Origin of the sequence: Mesorhizobium sp. CA7 (genome assembly GCF_020165015.1) — a bacterium.
GTDB lineage: Bacteria > Pseudomonadota > Alphaproteobacteria > Rhizobiales > Rhizobiaceae > Mesorhizobium.
On record NZ_JAIUHH010000011.1, the window covers coordinates 154,179 to 171,210 of the forward strand.

The 17,032-nt window shown below is 64.2% G+C and carries 12 protein-coding genes; 9 read left to right on the forward strand and 3 right to left on the reverse strand.

The genetic code is table 11. The annotated features are described in order from the left end of the window. Window positions 1–126 precede the first annotated feature (126 nt). From LB552_RS19760 to LB552_RS19795, 8 genes are all read left to right on the forward strand, one after another. Complete coding sequence (locus LB552_RS19760; RefSeq protein WP_140632774.1) at window positions 127–1,380, forward strand: aspartate kinase; 1,254 nt, start codon at window positions 127–129, stop codon at window positions 1,378–1,380. Between the two features lie 83 nt (window positions 1,381–1,463). Then, window positions 1,464–3,734, forward strand: a complete 2,271-nt coding sequence (gene ptsP, locus LB552_RS19765; RefSeq protein WP_140632771.1) for a phosphoenolpyruvate--protein phosphotransferase — start codon at window positions 1,464–1,466, stop codon at window positions 3,732–3,734. A 139-nt stretch (window positions 3,735–3,873) separates the two neighbouring features. Further along, on the forward strand, window positions 3,874–4,953 hold the full coding sequence (gene prfA / locus LB552_RS19770) for a peptide chain release factor 1 (RefSeq protein ID WP_224609568.1): 1,080 nt from the start codon (window positions 3,874–3,876) through the stop codon (window positions 4,951–4,953). Beyond that, a complete protein-coding gene (prmC, locus tag LB552_RS19775) occupies window positions 4,946–5,815 on the forward strand; it encodes a peptide chain release factor N(5)-glutamine methyltransferase (RefSeq protein ID WP_224609571.1) in 870 nt (289 codons plus the stop codon). Before prfA ends, prmC begins: the two co-directional genes overlap by 8 nt. A gap of 313 nt (window positions 5,816–6,128) precedes the next feature. Beyond that, window positions 6,129–7,163, forward strand: a complete 1,035-nt coding sequence (locus tag LB552_RS19780) for a DUF4167 domain-containing protein (RefSeq protein ID WP_224609574.1) — start codon at window positions 6,129–6,131, stop codon at window positions 7,161–7,163. Window positions 7,164–7,387: 224 nt separating this feature from the next. Further along, on the forward strand, window positions 7,388–9,994 hold the full coding sequence (clpB, locus tag LB552_RS19785; RefSeq protein WP_140847370.1) for an ATP-dependent chaperone ClpB: 2,607 nt from the start codon (window positions 7,388–7,390) through the stop codon (window positions 9,992–9,994). Between the two features lie 116 nt (window positions 9,995–10,110). Next, on the forward strand, window positions 10,111–10,476 hold the full coding sequence (locus tag LB552_RS19790) for an MmcQ/YjbR family DNA-binding protein (protein WP_140543607.1): 366 nt from the start codon (window positions 10,111–10,113) through the stop codon (window positions 10,474–10,476). A 231-nt stretch (window positions 10,477–10,707) separates the two neighbouring features. Further along, on the forward strand, window positions 10,708–12,240 hold the full coding sequence (locus LB552_RS19795; protein WP_224609576.1) for a L,D-transpeptidase family protein: 1,533 nt from the start codon (window positions 10,708–10,710) through the stop codon (window positions 12,238–12,240). On the opposite strand, the gene LB552_RS19800 is transcribed toward LB552_RS19795, so the two are convergent. Continuing rightward, complete coding sequence (locus tag LB552_RS19800) at window positions 12,214–12,846, reverse strand: TMEM175 family protein (protein ID WP_224609579.1); 633 nt, start codon at window positions 12,844–12,846, stop codon at window positions 12,214–12,216. The two genes, LB552_RS19795 and LB552_RS19800, sit on opposite strands and share 27 nt — an antisense overlap. Beyond that, window positions 12,843–12,992, reverse strand: a complete 150-nt coding sequence (locus tag LB552_RS19805; RefSeq protein ID WP_224609582.1) for a hypothetical protein — start codon at window positions 12,990–12,992, stop codon at window positions 12,843–12,845. The genes LB552_RS19800 and LB552_RS19805 overlap by 4 nt, the downstream gene beginning before the upstream one ends. 78 nt (window positions 12,993–13,070) lie before the next feature. Between LB552_RS19805 and LB552_RS19810 the strand changes: the two genes are divergently transcribed. Next, window positions 13,071–14,624, forward strand: a complete 1,554-nt coding sequence (locus LB552_RS19810) for an MFS transporter (protein WP_224608128.1) — start codon at window positions 13,071–13,073, stop codon at window positions 14,622–14,624. Here LB552_RS19810 and LB552_RS19815 read toward each other — a convergent pair. Then, a complete protein-coding gene (locus tag LB552_RS19815) occupies window positions 14,621–16,600 on the reverse strand; it encodes a M23 family metallopeptidase (RefSeq protein ID WP_224609585.1) in 1,980 nt (659 codons plus the stop codon). The genes LB552_RS19810 and LB552_RS19815 overlap by 4 nt on opposite strands. Window positions 16,601–17,032 lie beyond the last annotated feature (432 nt).

The window sequence follows — 17,032 nt, forward strand, 5'->3', positions numbered from 1 at the left end:
GGCCGCGCTCGCTTGCGAAGCGTTGCTGTTTTGGCTAAGGAGGCCGCGCATTCCGGCGCCGGGCTTACCCGGCGTTTCCTCTCGTTCCGGGCTCGAGCCGGCTTCAGTCAAAGGCATTTCGCTTCCATGGCGCGTATCGTGATGAAATTCGGCGGAACCTCGGTCGCCGACATCGCCCGCATCCGCAACGTGGCGCGCCATGTCAAACGCGAGGTCGATGCCGGCCACGAGGTTGCCGTGGTGGTCTCGGCGATGGCCGGCAAGACCAACGAGCTGGTCGGCTGGACCCGCGAAGCCTCGCCCATGCACGACGCGCGCGAATATGACGCCGTTGTCGCGTCGGGCGAGCAGGTCACGGCCGGTCTCCTGGCGATCACGCTGCAGAACATGGGCATCCATGCACGGTCCTGGCAGGGCTGGCAGATCCCGATCAAGACCGACAATGCGCATGGCGCGGCGCGGATCCTCGATATCGACGGCGCCTTCCTGATCAAGCGCTTCGGCGAGGGCCAGGTGGCCGTCATAGCCGGCTTCCAGGGCATCGGCCCGGACAACCGCATTGCGACGCTCGGCCGCGGCGGCTCCGACACCAGCGCCGTGGCGATCGCCGCCGCGGTCAAGGCCGACCGTTGCGACATCTATACCGATGTCGACGGCGTCTACACGACCGACCCTCGTATCGAGCCGAAAGCCCGTCGGCTGGCCAAGATTTCGTTCGAGGAAATGCTCGAAATGGCTTCGCTCGGCGCCAAGGTGCTGCAAGTACGCTCGGTCGAGCTTGCCATGGTACACAGGGTGCGTACCTTCGTGCGGTCGTCCTTCGACGATCCCGACGCGCCCGGAATGGGGGATTTGCTCAATCCGCCCGGAACGCTTATTTGCGACGAGGAAGAGATCGTGGAACAGCAGGTCGTCACCGGAATTGCCTACGCCAAGGACGAAGCGCAGATCTCGCTGCGCCGCGTCGGCGACCGTCCAGGCGTCGCCGCCGGCATCTTCGGCCCGCTGGCCGAGGCCAACATCAATGTCGACATGATCGTCCAGAACATCTCCGAGGACGGCAAGTTCACCGATATGACTTTCACCGTGCCGTCCGGCGACGTCGACAAGGCGCTTGCCGTGCTGGAGAGGCTGAAACCCGATGTCGGCTACGACGTCGTCCAGTCGGAAGCCGGCATGTCGAAGGTCTCGGTCATCGGCATCGGCATGCGCAGCCACGCCGGCGTCGCCGCCACCGCCTTCAAGGCGCTGGCCGACAAGGCGATCAACATCCGCGCCATCACCACTTCCGAGATCAAAATCTCGATACTGATCGACGGTCCCTATACGGAACTTGCAGTTCGTACTTTGCATTCCGTCTACGGGCTCGATAAGCAATAGCAAGAACTGAGTCAGTTGTTGCGTGAACGCCGGCCGCGGGAGAAACTGCGGCGGGCGAAATGCCCATTGGAGAACAAGCCGCGATGCGTGATACGGCCAGTGGCCCGCGCGTTCTGCTCAAACGGCTTCGCGAGCTCATGCAGGAGCCGCTGGAGCCGCAGGAGCGGCTCGACCGCATCGTGCGCGACATCGCCTCCAACATGGTCGCCGAAGTCTGCTCGCTCTATGTGCTGCGCGCCGATTCGGTGCTCGAGCTCTACGCCACCGAGGGTTTGAATCCCAACGCCGTCCACCTGGCGCAGCTGCGGCTCGGGCAGGGCCTGGTCGGCACGATCGCCGCCAGCGCGCGACCGCTCAATCTATCCAATGCGCAGGAGCATCCGGCTTTCGCCTACCTCCCGGAGACGGGCGAAGAGATCTACAACTCCTTCCTCGGCGTGCCGGTGCTGCGGGCAGGGCGCACGCTGGGCGTGCTGGTGGTGCAGAACAAGACCATGCGCCATTACCGCGACGACGAGGTCGAGGCGCTGGAAACGACGGCGATGGTGATCGCCGAGATGATCGCCACCGGCGATCTCGCCCGCCTGACCAAGCCGGGGCTGGAGCTCGACCTGCGCCGCCCGGTGAGCTTCACCGGCCTTTCCTTCAATGAGGGCGTCGGGCTCGGCCATGTCGTGCTGCACGAGCCGCGCATCGTTGTCACCAACCTCTTCAACGAGGACAGCGAGGAGGAGGTGCGCCGGTTGCAGTCCTCACTCGGCTCGCTCCGGCTCTCCATCGACGACATGCTGGAGCGGCGCGAGGTCGCGTTCGAGGGCGAGCACCGCGAGGTGCTCGAGGCCTATCGCATGTTCGCCAACGACAGCGGTTGGGTGCGGCGGCTGGAAGAGGCGATCCGCAACGGCCTGACGGCGGAAGCCGCCGTCGAAAAGGTGCAGAGCGACATGCGCGCGCGCATGCTGCACATGACCGACCCTTATCTGCGCGAGCGGATGAGCGATTTCGACGACCTCGCCAACCGGCTGCTGCGCCAGTTGATGGGACGCGGTCCGGAAGATGTCGCGGCCTCGCTGCCCAAGGACGCCATCATCGTCGCCCGCTCGATGGGCGCGGCCGAGCTGCTTGACTATCCGCGCGACAAACTGCGCGGCCTGGTGCTGGAGGATGGCGCCGCCACCAGCCATGTCGTGATCGTCGCGCGCGCCATGGGCATTCCCGTCGCCGGACAAATGAAGGGCGCCGTTTCCATGGCGGAAAACGGCGACGCCATCATCGTCGACGGCGAGGAAGGCACCATCCATCTCAGGCCGCAGTCCGACCTGGAAGCCGCCTATGCCGAGAAGGTCCGCTTCAGGGCGCGGCGGCAGGAGGTCTATCGCGAGCTGCGCAAGAAGCCGTCGCTGACCAAGGACGGCGTTCCGGTCGATCTGCTGATGAATGCGGGCCTGGCCGTCGACCTGCCGCAGCTGACCGAATCGGGCGCCGCCGGCATCGGCCTGTTCCGCACCGAATTGCAGTTCATGGTTGCCTCGACCTTCCCCCGCGCCGAGGCGCAGGAACGGCTTTACCGCGACGTGCTCGAGGCGGCGCGCGGCAAGCCGGTCACCTTCCGCACCATCGACATCGGCGGCGACAAGGTGCTGCCCTATTTCAAGGGCGCGGTGCAGGAAGAGAACCCGGCGCTGGGCTGGCGGGCGATCCGGCTCACCCTCGACCGTCCCGGCCTGCTCAGGACTCAGATACGGGCGCTGCTGAAGGCCAGCGGCGGCCGCGAGCTGAAGCTGATGCTGCCGATGGTGACCGAGCTGTCGGAAATCGCGCAGGCGCGCGAGATCATCGACCGCGAGGTCCGGCATTTGTCACGCTTTGCGCATCACCTGCCCACCAGCCTCAAGCTCGGCGCGATGCTGGAGGTGCCGTCGCTGCTGTTCCAGCTCGACGAATTGATGAAGGCGGTGGATTTCGTTTCGGTCGGCTCCAACGACCTCTTCCAGTTCGTCATGGCCGTCGATCGCGGCAACACCCAGCTCGCCGACCGCTTCGACAACCTGTCGACGCCGTTTCTGCGGGTGCTGAAGACGATTGCCGATGCCGGCGTGCGCAACGACACCCCGGTGACGCTCTGCGGCGAGCTGGCCGGCAAGCCGATCTCGGCCATGGCGCTGATCGGTCTCGGCTTCCGCTCGATCTCCATGTCGCCGGCATCGATCGGCCCGGTCAAGGCGATGCTCACCGAGCTGCCGCTGCAGGAACTGAAGGCCTTTTTCGACGACAATCTAATGGCGCCCAGCCAGAAATTGCCGATGCGAGCCTTGCTACAGGCCTTTGCAGACGATCGCTCGATTCCGCTCTAGATTCATGTGAGGGCGGTCTGCAAATGGCGATTTTCTGCGCTTCCGGTGCTCATGTACCTAAATGTACATTCCGCTCCGGTTCTCGAAATTCCCCATTTTCGGCTCGCCCTGACGTGAATTCCATCGAAGTTCGAAGATCATGATCAACCTGCCCCGCGACCGTATGGATCAAGTCGTCAAGCGTTTCGACATGCTCGAGGCGCAGATGTCGGCCGGACCCGCCGCCGACGCCTATGTGAAGATGGCTTCGGAATATGCCGACATCCAGGAGATGGTGGGCAAGATCCGGGCGCTGCGCGCCGCCGAGCAGGAGCAGGCGGACCTCGAGGCGATGCTTGCCGACAAAGCGACCGATGCCGAGATGCGCGCGCTGGCCGAGGCCGACCTGCCGGAGGTCGAGAGCCGCATCGAGGCGCTGCAGAAGGACATCCAGATCCTGCTGCTGCCCAAGGATGCGGCCGACGAGAGGAACGCCATCCTCGAAATCCGCGCCGGCACAGGCGGCGACGAGGCGGCGTTGTTCGCCGGCGATCTCTTTCGCATGTATGAGCGCTATGCCGCCTCGCGCGGCTGGCGCTTCGAGGTGGTATCGGCGAGCGAGGGCGAGGTCGGCGGCTACAAGGAAATCATCGCCGCGGTATCGGGCAAGGGCGTGTTCGCGCATCTGAAGTTCGAATCCGGCGTGCACCGCGTACAGCGCGTGCCGGAAACCGAGGCCGGCGGGCGCATCCACACCTCGGCCGCGACCGTCGCCGTGCTGCCCGAGGCCGAGGAGGTCGATATCGAAATCCGGGCGGAGGACATCCGCATCGACACGATGCGGGCCTCCGGCTCGGGCGGCCAGCACGTCAACACCACCGATTCGGCGGTTCGCATCACCCATTTGCCGACCGGCATCATGGTGGTGCAGGCGGAAAAGTCGCAGCACCAGAACCGGGCGCGCGCCATGCAGATCCTGAGGGCCAGACTCTACGATCTCGAGCGCAGCCGCGCGGATGAGGAGCGCTCGTCGTCGCGAAAATCGCAGGTCGGCTCGGGCGACCGCTCGGAGCGCATCCGCACCTACAATTTCCCGCAAGGCCGTGTCACCGACCACCGTATCAACCTCACGCTCTACAAGCTCGACCGGGTGATGATGGGCGAGTTGGACGAGATCGTCGGCGCGCTGATCGCCGATCATCAGTCGAAGCTGCTTGCCGATATGAGCCTCGATGGCTGATCGACTGCCCGCCGCGCTCGGACCGCTGCTCAGGGCAGCGCGCGAGCGTCTGGCTATAGCCGCCATCGACGATCCGGCGCTCGATTCGCGGCTGATCGTCGAGCATTTCTCGGGCACGACCCGTACCCAGGCCATCGCCGAACCGGGACAAGAAGTGGGTTCGGCGGCGCTTTCGGCCATCGAAGCGGCCCTGAGGCGTCGCGTCGCAGGCGAGCCGGTGCACCGCATCCTCGGCTACCGCGAATTCTACGGTTTGCGCCTGTCGCTTTCGCCGGAGACGCTGGAGCCCCGGCCGGACACCGAGACGCTGGTCGACGCCGTCCTGCCCTTTGCGCGGGCAACGGCCGAAAGGCTTGGCGAATGCCGCATTCTCGATCTCGGCACGGGCACCGGCGCCATCGCGCTGGCGCTGCTCAGCGCCGTTCCGGCCGCCACCGCGACGGGCGTCGACATTTCGCTCGACGCATTGGCAGTTGCGGCTGGAAATGCCCGGGACCTGAGGCTCGGCGAACGCTTCAAAGCCTTGCATTCCAACTGGTTCGAAAAAGTTTCGGGCCACTACCATGTAATTGCCTCGAACCCTCCCTATATACCCAGTCGAGACATCGGAAATCTGCAGGACGAGGTCCGCGATTTCGACCCGCACCGGGCGCTGGACGGCGGTGCGGACGGTTTGGACCCCTATCGGGTCATTGCCGCTGAAGCGGCGGAATTTCTGCAAGCGCAAGGCAAGGTAGCGGTCGAGATCGGCCATACGCAGAAAAACGAGGTCACCGGGATATTCGCGGCAGCCGGCTATGTGTTAACCGGGTCACATCGCGATCTCGGCGGCAATGACAGAGTTCTGGTGTTCGAGCGTTGAAAGCCCTGATGCAGTGCGAAAAAACCGCTTGGCAATACCCGGGAATGCAGTTAGGGTCCGGCTCAACCGGATGAGACGAAGCAGGCAGTGCTCCCAGCGATTCGGTTTTCCTTGGAAATAGCTGCCTTCTTGCGCAAACGACGCCCAAGCTTCGTGCGGGAATCATCCGGCAAGTGATGTAACCGGGACAGGATGGCACGTGGCGCCAACGCAATTGATGCGGGCGAACGCCGGTGAAGAGACGAAACGGCTGGCTGCATGAGCGCCACCGTTCGTGAAGAGTTTTTCGAAAATTCACTATGAAGAGAGTCTAATGAGGCCACAACAGCAGAACAGGCGCATGCGCGGTCGCAACAACAATGGCGGCGGTGGCAACAACAACAACCGCAAGGGGCCCAATCCCCTGACCCGCAACTACGAGAGCAACGGCCCGGACGTGAAGATCCGCGGATCGGCTCAGCAGATCGCCGAAAAATACGCCACACTCGCCCGTGACGCGCAAAGCTCCGGCGACCGGGTTATGGCGGAGAACTACCTCCAGCACGCCGAGCATTACAATCGCATCATTGCCGCCGCGCAGGCGCAGATGCCGATCCAGAACACTCAGCAGAACCGCGACGACTTCGACGACGATATGGACGAAGATCGCGAGGAGTTCGACAATATCGGCAACAACAGCGGCAACGGCGCCGATGCGCCGGGCACGGCGAGCGGCTCCGGCCCGCAGCCAGTGATCGAAGGCACGCCGGCGGAACTCGCCTACAACCAGGAAAACGGCCGCGACAACAACAGCCGTCGCGACAACAACCAGCGCGACAACAATGGCCGCGACCGGCATCGTGACCGCCGCAACGGCGGCGGCCAGTATGGCCAGAACGGTCAGCGTGGCGAAAACGCGCAGCGCGGCGAGCAGGGCGGCCAGCAGTTCGACCAGAACCGCCGCAATGAGGGACAGGCGCAGCCCGAGGCGACCGGCGAGGCTGGTTCACAGGCCGTGCAGGCGCCGCAGTTCGACAGTTTCTCGCCTGCCGCCCTTGCCGCACAGGCCGAGCTCAACGAAGCCGCCCAGGACAATGGCGGCCGCCGTCCGCGGCGTCCGCGGCGTCCCCGCGGCAGCTATGCCGACCAGGTCGGTGGCGGGCAGAGCGACCAGCCGGAGGGCTCGAGCCCCGAAGGTTCCGGTCCTGAAAGTTCAGGCGAAACGCGCAACGCGGCGAACAATAGCGACGAGGTCGGCGCCAAGCCGGCCGAAGAGGCGAACCAGGCGAGGGAGCCTGCCGCCAGCGAGCCGGCACCTGTTGTCAACGAAGCCGCCGGCGAGCCTGTAGCTGCCGACGCAAACAACTGATCCAGACGCCATTTCAAGCATCGCTGACGGCGGAGAGAAATCTCCGCCGTTTTTGTATATGCGCGCCTGGGAATATTCTGCATTGATCGACATCAAGGCGTCTTGAGGGACCGTGGCCCATACACCATATCTCGGCTGAACAGGGCTCGGCTCTTTTGAGCGGGTCCGTCACCGCAATCTGATCCGGTGCCGCAAAGTGGGCCGGTGATGGAAGGAGACAGCGAATGAATCTTGAAAAATACTCGGAGCGCGTGCGCGGCTTCATCCAGTCCGCGCAGACCATGGCGCTCTCGCGCAACCACCAGCAATTTACGCCCGAACATATACTGAAGGTGCTCGTCGACGATGACGAGGGCCTCGCCGCATCCTTGATCGAGCGCGCCGGCGGCAATGTCCGCGACGTCAAGCTCGGCGTCGAGACGGCGCTTGAGGCGATGCCCAAGGTCGAAGGTGGCAACGGCCAGCTTTACCTCGCCCAGCCGCTGGCCAAAGTGTTCTCAACCGCCGAGGACCTGGCCAAGAAGGCCGGCGACAGCTTCGTCACCGTCGAGCGGCTGCTGCAGGCGCTTGTCATGGAGAAGTCGGCCAAGACCGCCGACATCCTGTCCAAGGCGGGCGTCACCGCGCAGGCGCTCAACCAGGCGATCAACGACATCCGCAAGGGCCGCACCGCCGATTCGGCCAGCGCCGAGCAGGGCTATGACGCGCTGAAGAAATACGCGCGCGACCTCACCGCCGACGCCCGCGCCGGCAAGCTCGATCCGGTCATCGGCCGCGACGACGAGATCCGCCGCACCATCCAAGTGCTGTCGCGGCGCACCAAGAACAATCCCGTGCTGATCGGCGAGCCGGGCGTCGGCAAGACGGCGATTGCCGAGGGCCTGGCGCTGCGCATCGTCAATGGCGACGTGCCGGAATCGCTGAAGGACAAGCAATTGATGGCGCTCGACATGGGCGCGCTGATTGCCGGCGCCAAATATCGCGGCGAGTTCGAGGAGCGGCTGAAGGCCGTGCTCAACGAGGTAACCTCGGCCAGCGGCAACATCATCCTGTTCATCGACGAGATGCACACGCTGGTCGGCGCCGGCAAGGCGGACGGCGCGATGGACGCCTCGAACCTGTTGAAGCCCGCGCTGGCGCGCGGCGAATTGCACTGCGTCGGCGCGACCACACTCGACGAATACCGCAAGCATGTCGAAAAGGATGCCGCGCTTGCCCGCCGTTTCCAGCCCGTCTTCGTCGACGAGCCGACGGTGGAAGACACGGTTTCGATCCTGCGCGGCCTGAAGGAGAAGTACGAGCAGCACCACAAGGTGCGCATCTCCGATTCCGCACTTGTATCGGCGGCCGCGCTTTCCAACCGCTACATCGCCGACCGCTTCCTTCCCGACAAGGCGATCGACCTGATAGACGAGGCGGCGTCCAGGCTGCGCATGCAGGTCGATTCCAAGCCCGAGGCGCTGGACGAGATCGACCGCCGCATCATGCAGCTCAAGATCGAACGCGAGGCGCTGAAGGTCGAGAAGGACGAGGCCTCGAAGGACCGGCTTGCCCGGCTGGAGAAGGAACTCGCCGATCTCGAGGAGGAATCGAGCGAGCTGACCACCAAGTGGCAGGCCGAAAAGCAGAAGCTTGGCCTTGCCGCCGACCTGAAGAAACAGCTCGACGAGACGCGCAACGAACTGGCGATCGCGCAGCGCAAGGGCGAGTTCCAGCGCGCCGGCGAGCTTGCCTATGGCAAGATCCCGGAGCTCGAGAAGAAGCTCAAGGAAGCCGAGGCGCAGGACGGCAAGACCGGCATGGTGGAAGAGGTGGTCACGCCCGACCACGTCGCGCATGTCGTGTCGCGCTGGACCGGCATTCCGGTCGACAAGATGCTGGAGGGGCAGCGCGAGAAGCTCTTGCGCATGGAAGACGAGATCGGCAAGCGCGTCGTCGGCCAGGGCGAAGCCGTGCAGGCGGTGTCCAAGGCCGTGCGCCGCGCCCGCGCCGGGCTGCAGGATCCGAACCGGCCGATCGGCTCGTTCATGTTCCTCGGACCGACCGGCGTCGGCAAGACCGAGCTCACCAAGGCGCTGGCCAGCTTCCTGTTCGACGACGAGACGGCGCTGGTGCGCATCGACATGTCGGAGTTCATGGAGAAGCACTCCGTCGCCCGGCTGATCGGCGCGCCTCCCGGCTATGTCGGCTATGAGGAAGGCGGTGCGCTGACCGAAGCGGTGCGTCGCCGGCCCTATCAGGTCGTGCTGTTCGACGAGATCGAGAAGGCGCATCCGGACGTGTTCAACGTGCTCCTGCAGGTGCTCGACGACGGAAGGCTGACCGATGGCCAGGGCCGCACGGTCGACTTCCGCAACACGCTGATCATCATGACGTCCAATCTTGGCGCCGAGTATCTGGTCAATCTCAGCGACGACCAGGATGTCGACGCCGTGCGCGACGAGGTGATGAGCGTGGTGAAGGCCTCGTTCCGGCCGGAGTTCCTCAACCGCGTCGACGAGGTGATCCTGTTCCACCGGCTGCGCCGGCTGGACATGGACCGCATCGTCGAGATCCAGCTCAAGCGGCTGGAGAACCTGCTTACCGACCGCAAGATCGCGCTGTCGCTGGATCACGACGCCATCGAGTGGCTGGCGTCGAAGGGCTACGATCCGGCCTATGGCGCCAGGCCGCTGAAGCGGGTGATGCAGAAGGAGCTGCAGGATCCGCTGGCAGAGAAGATCCTGCTCGGCGAGATTCTCGACGGCTCGACCGTCAAGGTCACCGCCGGCTCCGACCGGTTGAACTTCCGCTCGAAGCCGACCGTGGTGGCGACGGAAGCCGCCGCCTGATTTCGGGCGAGCTTGAATGAACGCGAAGCGCGTCGCATCGTATGGTGCGGCGCGCTTTGTTATTCGCAGTGATTGCGCATAATCGGCTGCCGATTCGGATGACCGCGAAGGACTTGATGAAGCTCGACGATTACAACGGCTTCTGCGCTTCATTGCCCGCCACGACGCATGTCGTTCAGTGGGGCGGCGCCCATGTCTGGAAGGTCGGCGGCAAGGTGTTCGCCATCGGCGGCTGGAACGAGGGCGGCGAGCTCTTCGTCACCTTCAAATGTTCCGAGATGGCCTATGACGTGCTGAAGGATCAGCCGGGCTGCCGGCCGGCGCCCTATCTCGCCTCGCGCGGCATGAAATGGATCCAGCGTCAGACAAGCCAAAGCATGGATGATGCGGCGCTCGAGGACTATCTGCGCGAGAGCCATCGCCTGGTCGTCCTCAAGCTGACCAGACAGGCACGCAAGGAATTGGGGCTTGCCGCAGGCTAAGGCGCGTCGCGCCGAAACGGATGTGGTCGATGCGCTTTAGCTGTTGTTTCGCATGTCGGCCCCAAGAACCGCTGCGTATTCTTGGGCAACATGCATGAGCTCATATTCCTCAAGGTACCGGAAACCCGCCATCTTCATGCCCGGTTCATGTTGGAATCTTAATTTGGCTAGCTGGTTTGCTGACGAAGGTTCGCCCGCCAGAAGCCCGAGTCGACCGGAGAGCTTGACCCCATGCTGCGCTTGATCTTTTCCCTTTCGGCACTCGCGGCCGGGCTGGTGTCTTCCAGTGCGTTCGCCATGCCGAGCGCGGATGGTGCGCGGCCTGCGCGCCCGGCTGAGCGCGGCGCGCTGATGCTGGCCCAGGACGGCAATATCGATATCTACTACGACGCCAGGGGCAACCGGGTGCTGGTCGATGCCGACACCGGCAAGGTCATCGCCATCCAGCCGCCGGGCAGCAGGCTCGACCGCCGCGCGCTTCGCCGGCAGATGCGCATGCAGGAACTCGGCCGCGCGCCGGCCGAAGACGACGACCGCTATTATCTCGACAATCCCGATGACATGGCTCGCTTCCGTCGTCGGCAATTGGAAGAGAACGGCCGTGTCATCCCGCCGCCGGTCGATGAGTACGACGACAATTCCGTCGATGCCTATCCGCCGGCGCCCAACAACGATGAAGGCTATGCCACCACTTATCCGGAGGCGCCGAAATCCGACACCATCAAGCGCCAGCCGCTGAACGAAGCGTCGATCGACCCGGAGCAGCCGGGCCAGGGCGAAGTGCTTCAAACCAATCCGGACGCCGAGCCGTCGCTGCCGCCGAACACTGGTGGCAAGGCCACGGTCGATCCGTCGCTGTCGCTCGGCGTGCGCCAGGACGTTGCCGCGCTGCAGGTGCTGCTCGATCGCGGCGGCGCTTCGCCGGGCGTGATCGACGGGCGCTTCGGCTCGAACGTCGACAAGGCGCTGGCCGCCTACAACGAAATAAACGGTACCAATCTGAAATCCACCGATGCAGTCGGCATCCAGGCGGCGCTCGCACAGTCGGGCGGCGACGCCTTCGCCTCCTACACGATCACGCCGGAAGACGCGGCCGGCCCTTACGTCGCCTCGATACCGGAGGACTACAGCCAGAAGGCCAAGCTCAACTGCATGTGCTACACCTCGGTCACAGAGGCACTGGCCGAACGCTTCCATATGGACGAGACCTATCTGAAGTCGATCAACAAGGGCGTGGACTTCAATCGCCCGGGCACGACGATCAAGGTCGCCAATTTCGGCAAGCTGGTCTCGACGCCGGTAACGCGTATCATCGCCGACAAGACCAAGAAGGAAGTCTACGCCTATGATGGGAGCGGCAAGCTGGTCGCGGCCTATCCTGCGACCATCGGCTCGGCCGACACGCCGTCGCCGACCGGCATCCATGCCGTCTCGCGCATCGCTCTCGACCCGAACTACACCTACAATCCGAACATCAATTTCAAGCAGGGCCAGAACGACAAGATCCTGACCGTCCCCCCGGGACCGAACGGTCCGGTCGGTTCGGTCTGGATCGCACTCGACAAGCCGACCTACGGTATTCACGGCACGCCCGATCCCTCCAAGATTGGCAAAACCGAGAGCCATGGCTGCGTGCGCCTGACCAACTGGGATGCACGCGAGCTTGCCAAGCTGGTGTCGCCGGGCGTCACGGTGGAGTTCGTGGGCGGATCAACAATCGCGGATGTCGGCGGGACCTCAACCGATGAGTTTACGCAGCAGTAAGGCGCGCGGCGCCGCGGCATAGATGAGCTGCACCAGCAGGATGAAGCCTATGCTGAGCAGCGGCGTGATCAGGCAAAGCGCCGCGCCGACCGCCCACAGGATCTGCGCCTTGACGATCCGCTTGTAGACGGTGCGGCGCGTTCCAGCATCGACGTCCTCGGAGATCATGCCGTTCCTGTCGGCATACCACCAGCTTGCGTACAGTGTGGCGCCCAGCATCAGCAGGTTCAGCCAGTAGACCAGTACCGGGCCCCTGAATGCCAGGAAATCGGCGAGAAGGTCGGTTGAGAAGGGCAGCAGCGCGATAAAGGCAAGGAAGCACAGGTTGAGCGTCGCGAGCCGCCGGTCCGATTTCGCGATCAGGCCATGCTGTGCCTGCTGTCCGAACCAGAAGATGGTGAGCGTGAGGAAGCTCAGCGCATAAGTCAGGAATCGCGGCGCCAGCGCCAGGATCGCGGCGAGCAATTCGCCTTCCGAATGCACCGCCTCATGCGACGGCACTCTGATCTCCAGCACGATCAAGGTCAGCGCGATGGCGAAAACGCCGTCGGTCACGCCGACGATGCGTCCGCGTCCTTCCGCCGACGGTTCGAGCGGCCGCTTCATGGATTCCCCCTCTCACGCATGATCGTGGAACCTAGCACGCCGGTGGCGGTTTGCATCAGGATTGAGCCCACCTCGCCATCCGGCCCTAAATCAAAAAGAGAGAGCATGATGTCGTCCGAAAACCGCTTCACACGTTTCGGCATCATGCTCTGTCATCTGGTTTCAAGAACAGCGATGCCCTGGCTTGTTGTTGCGCCCGCGCAAGGGGGCTAAGCAGGGATCCGATGTCATCAGCGAATGAAACCACTGCCGATTCGCATTCGCCCGCGCGGGCGAACGGCACGTTTTGTCCTCAGACCCAGCGAAAATTCGTGCTGGTCGCTGCGATCCTCGCCTCTGCGCTCGGCTTCATCGACGGTTCGATCCTAGCGATCGCCATGCCGGCGCTGCGCGCGGATCTCGGCGCCAGCCTGGCGCAAGCGCAGTGGATTTCCAACGCCTATGCGTTGACGCTGTCGGCGCTCATCCTGGTAGGGGGCGCTGCCGGCGACCGGTTTGGACTGCGGCGCGCCTTCGTGATCGGGATCGCGCTGTTCGTCGCGGCTTCGCTCGCCTGCGCGCTGGCGCCTGATCCGGCTATATTGATTGCCTTCCGCGCCATCCAGGGCATTGGTGCGGCGATCATGGTGCCGGGCAGCCTGGCCCTCATCGCCAAAGCCTATCCGAAGAAGGAGCGCGGCCGGGCGATCGGCATCTGGGCCGCCGCCTCGGCGCTGACCACGGCGCTCGGTCCCGTGCTGGGCGGCTTCGTGCTGTCGACTTTCGGCAATGGCGTCTGGCGCGCGATCTTTGCCATCAACCTGCCGCTTGGGCTGATCTCGATCTATCTGCTTCTGGCCAAGGTGCCGGCCGACAAGCCGACCGAAAAACGCAGCCTCGACCTTGGCGGCGCGGCGCTGGCGACGCTTGCTTTCGGCCTGCTCGCCTACGGGTTGACGGCGATGAATGCCGAAGGCGCAGGGTTGATGTCGGGCCCGGCGATCGTTGCCGGCGTGGTCCTGCTTGTTGTCTTCATCTTTTACGAGCACAGGCGGCGCGACCCGATGATCGATCTCGGCCTGTTCCGGATCAGGGCCTTTGCCGGCGCCAATCTGGCGACGTTTTTCCTTTATTTCGCGCTGTCGGCCAATTTGTTCTACCTGCCGATGCTGTTGATCGCCGGCTGGAGGCTGAGCGAGGCCGAGGTCGGCTTCATCTTCGTGCCGCTGTCGGCGTCGATCGCGCTTTTGTCCGGACCGGTCGGCCAGTGGTCGGATCGCATCGGTCCGCGTTTCCCGATCGCCAGCGGCAGCATGGTCGTCGCCATCGCCTTCGCCGGCCTTGCCTTGCTTACCCATTTCGGCATCCACGATTTCTGGATCGGCACCTTTCCGCTGATGACGCTGATGGGGCTTGGCATGGCGCAAGTCGTGTCGCCGCTGTCGACCGCGGTCATGACGTCCGTGGAGGACAAGGATACCGGGGCTGCATCCGGCATCAACAACGCGGTCTCGCGCGTCGGCGGCCTGATCGCGGTGGCGGCGATGGGCTCGCTGGCGGCCTGGGTTTACGCGCGGATGACCGGCAATGCCGCCGGGGTGCCCGGTTTCGGCGAGCCGCCGGCCTCCGGGCTGGCCGCCAATATCGAAGCGGCCAGGATTGCGGCAAGCGATTCGGCTTTCGCCGCGGTCGCGGCGGTGACGGCGCTGCTTTGCGTGCTGTCTTCACTCACCGTCTGGTTCACGGTTCCCGGACAGGCATCGCCCTGGCCGCAAAAGACAAACGATGAGCAAGATTAGTTCGGAAGCTGCGAATCAGTCTTGGCGCTGGCAACCTTCAGCGCGTTGCCGTCTTCCTGCTTCAGAAGATCGTCGATGCGCTCGCGCTCTTTCTTGAAGGCGACGAGATCGTCGCCCTTCAGAACCTTGCCGACCGGCAGGCGCACGCGCATCGAATCGACCTTGGTGCCGTTGACGATCAGTTCGTAGTGAAGGTGCGGGCCGGTAGAGAGGCCGGTCTGGCCGAGATAGCCGATGACCTGCCCCTGCCGGACATGAACGCCTTCCTCGATGCCTTTGGCGAAAGCGCTCTGGTGATTGTAGGAGGTCTCGTAACCATTGGCGTGGCGGATTATGATCTGCTTGCCGTAGCCGCCGGCCCAGCCGGCCTTCTCGACCACGCCGTTGCCGGCGGCGATTATCGGCGTGCCGATCGGCGCTGCCCAGTCGGTGCCGGTGTGCATCCGGACGTAGCCAAGGATCGGATGCCGGCGTGCGCCGAAGCCGGAGGTGAAGCGCCCATTGGGCAGCGGATTGCGCAGCAGGAACTGCTTGGCGCTGCTGCCGTTCTCGTCGAAATAGTCGACGCTGCCGTCCTGCATCTGGAAGCGATAGAAGTTGCGCGTTTGTCCGCCGAAGGTCGACGAGACGTAGAGAAGCTCGGAGCCGTCGGAGGCCTGGTCGTCGCCGTCAGGTTGGGAGAACAGCACTTCGAGGCGGTCGGAAGGCGAGAGCCGCGACTGGAAATCCACGTCGGAAGCGAGCAGCTTGATCAGCTTCTGCGTCATCGCTTTCGACATGCCGTAGGAATAGGCGGTGCGGTAGATGCCGTCATAGACATTGGGCAGATTGCCACGCACCACGACGGGTTGCGAATCATCGAACGCCGTCAAAAGCTCGGGATTGGGCTCCGGCTCCTGCGCCGGCACATACTGGCCTCGGTCGTCGAGCGCTATGGTGACGATGTGCGTGGTCTTGTCATAGACGCTGGTGCGCACGACCTTGGCGATGTCGCCGCGCACCTCGAGGCCAACGCGCAGCACCGTCCCGGCCTTCAGCGCCGGCGCGTTCAATAGCTTGGCGATCGCCTCCGCCATGCCAGTCGCGTCATCGCCGGTGTAGCCCGAATCGGCAAAGGCCTCGGCGATATCGGTATCCTTGGTGAAGGGAATGATTTCCTCGGCGAAGGCAGGCGTCTGGTCATCCGGCGTGGCACGCGGCGCCACCGAGACGTTTTCCTGCGTGATCTTCACGTCGTAGGAGCCGGCCATCGATTCGGCGAAGGCATCGCCGAACCGCTGCGGATCGATATAGTGCAGTGCTGCCACCTGGACGGCGCCGTCGCTCAAGCCGGTGCCGGCGTCCCGCACCACCTTTTCAACCTCGTCGGCGGAGAGATCGCTTTTTTCGTCGAAGGAGGCCGTCTCGATCGGGAAATCGACCGTCTTCAGGCTCATCTCGCTTTCGACCTTGGCGCCGTAGATCTGCCCGGCGACCGCGGTGGCCGTTGCGGGTTGCGCGTTGTCGTCGCTGTCGTCGCCGAACACCTGCATCGGGTCGAACGGCGGGTAGGGGCGGCTGGTGGTGTGGCCGGCGGCCAGGGCCATCTTGATCTGCACGAAGGGCATGGTGTGGATAACGTCACGGTCGCCGACCTTGGTGACCATCGACACTTCCATGCGCCGCCGGTCCTTCGCCCGGGCGATCTGTCGGGGTGCCACCAGCCTTGTGGTCTTTGCCTGCTCGCCGGAATCATCGCCGCCGCTGGCAAGACCGATGAGCTCGGCGATTTCCGGCGGGGTCGCCAATTGCTGGCGCCCGTCAAGGGCGGCGAACAACGCCACGCCCATCAACACGCTCGATGTCACGCCGGTGAGGAAGGTGCCTGACAGCCAGCGCGCCGAGACCTCGCGGCGATCGGGCGGACCGCTGCGGCCGTCCGCGATCAGCGGCGGCTCGTTGCCGAGTTCGGCTATGACCTCTTCGGTGTCTTGCATCCAGAAAGGCTGCTTCTTCCCCAGGCGAAACGGCTTGTCGTTGTCGTTGTGGCCATGACAATTGCCTGTCACGGCGGTTGAAGTCAACGAAGCGGCAGGCCGGGGCCGATATCCCAAATCATGCGCCCCCTTGCGCAGGGCGCCCTGTCATCCGTCGTCGGCGCGCCTCGCATGTACGCGCGCGCCTTCCTCATATGGGCCGGTTTCACGCCCTAATGCGGCGGCAATAGGGCCTCGTTGCGGATAACCCGGGGGCTGCCGCAAGGGCAGTCGGCTATCGAAAAAGCGGTTCGAAAAATTCGTCGCAAAAAATTCAAAAAAGTTCGAAATCGGTGTTGACGCGTCGAGGGAGGTCCGACTATATACGGCCCACGAACGAGGGCGGTGCGCCGCTGGCGACGAAGAAGTTTGCTTCTAGGTCTGCCCTCTGCT

Bases quoted from the DNA above. Each gene is read 5' to 3' on its own strand.
- LB552_RS19810 (WP_224608128.1), top strand. From the start codon at position 13,071: ATGTCATCAGCGAATGAAACCACTGCCGATTCGCATTCGCCCGCGCGG.
- LB552_RS19795 (WP_224609576.1), top strand. From the start codon at position 10,708: ATGCTGCGCTTGATCTTTTCCCTTTCGGCACTCGCGGCCGGGCTGGTG.
- prfA (WP_224609568.1), top strand. From the start codon at position 3,874: ATGATCAACCTGCCCCGCGACCGTATGGATCAAGTCGTCAAGCGTTTC.
- LB552_RS19800 (WP_224609579.1), bottom strand. From the start codon at position 12,846: ATGAAGCGGCCGCTCGAACCGTCGGCGGAAGGACGCGGACGCATCGTC.
- LB552_RS19760 (WP_140632774.1), top strand. From the start codon at position 127: ATGGCGCGTATCGTGATGAAATTCGGCGGAACCTCGGTCGCCGACATC.
- clpB (WP_140847370.1), top strand. From the start codon at position 7,388: ATGAATCTTGAAAAATACTCGGAGCGCGTGCGCGGCTTCATCCAGTCC.
- ptsP (WP_140632771.1), top strand. From the start codon at position 1,464: ATGCGTGATACGGCCAGTGGCCCGCGCGTTCTGCTCAAACGGCTTCGC.
- LB552_RS19805 (WP_224609582.1), bottom strand. From the start codon at position 12,992: ATGATGCCGAAACGTGTGAAGCGGTTTTCGGACGACATCATGCTCTCT.
- LB552_RS19780 (WP_224609574.1), top strand. From the start codon at position 6,129: ATGAGGCCACAACAGCAGAACAGGCGCATGCGCGGTCGCAACAACAAT.
- prmC (WP_224609571.1), top strand. From the start codon at position 4,946: ATGGCTGATCGACTGCCCGCCGCGCTCGGACCGCTGCTCAGGGCAGCG.
- LB552_RS19790 (WP_140543607.1), top strand. From the start codon at position 10,111: ATGAAGCTCGACGATTACAACGGCTTCTGCGCTTCATTGCCCGCCACG.
- LB552_RS19815 (WP_224609585.1), bottom strand. From the start codon at position 16,600: ATGCAAGACACCGAAGAGGTCATAGCCGAACTCGGCAACGAGCCGCCG.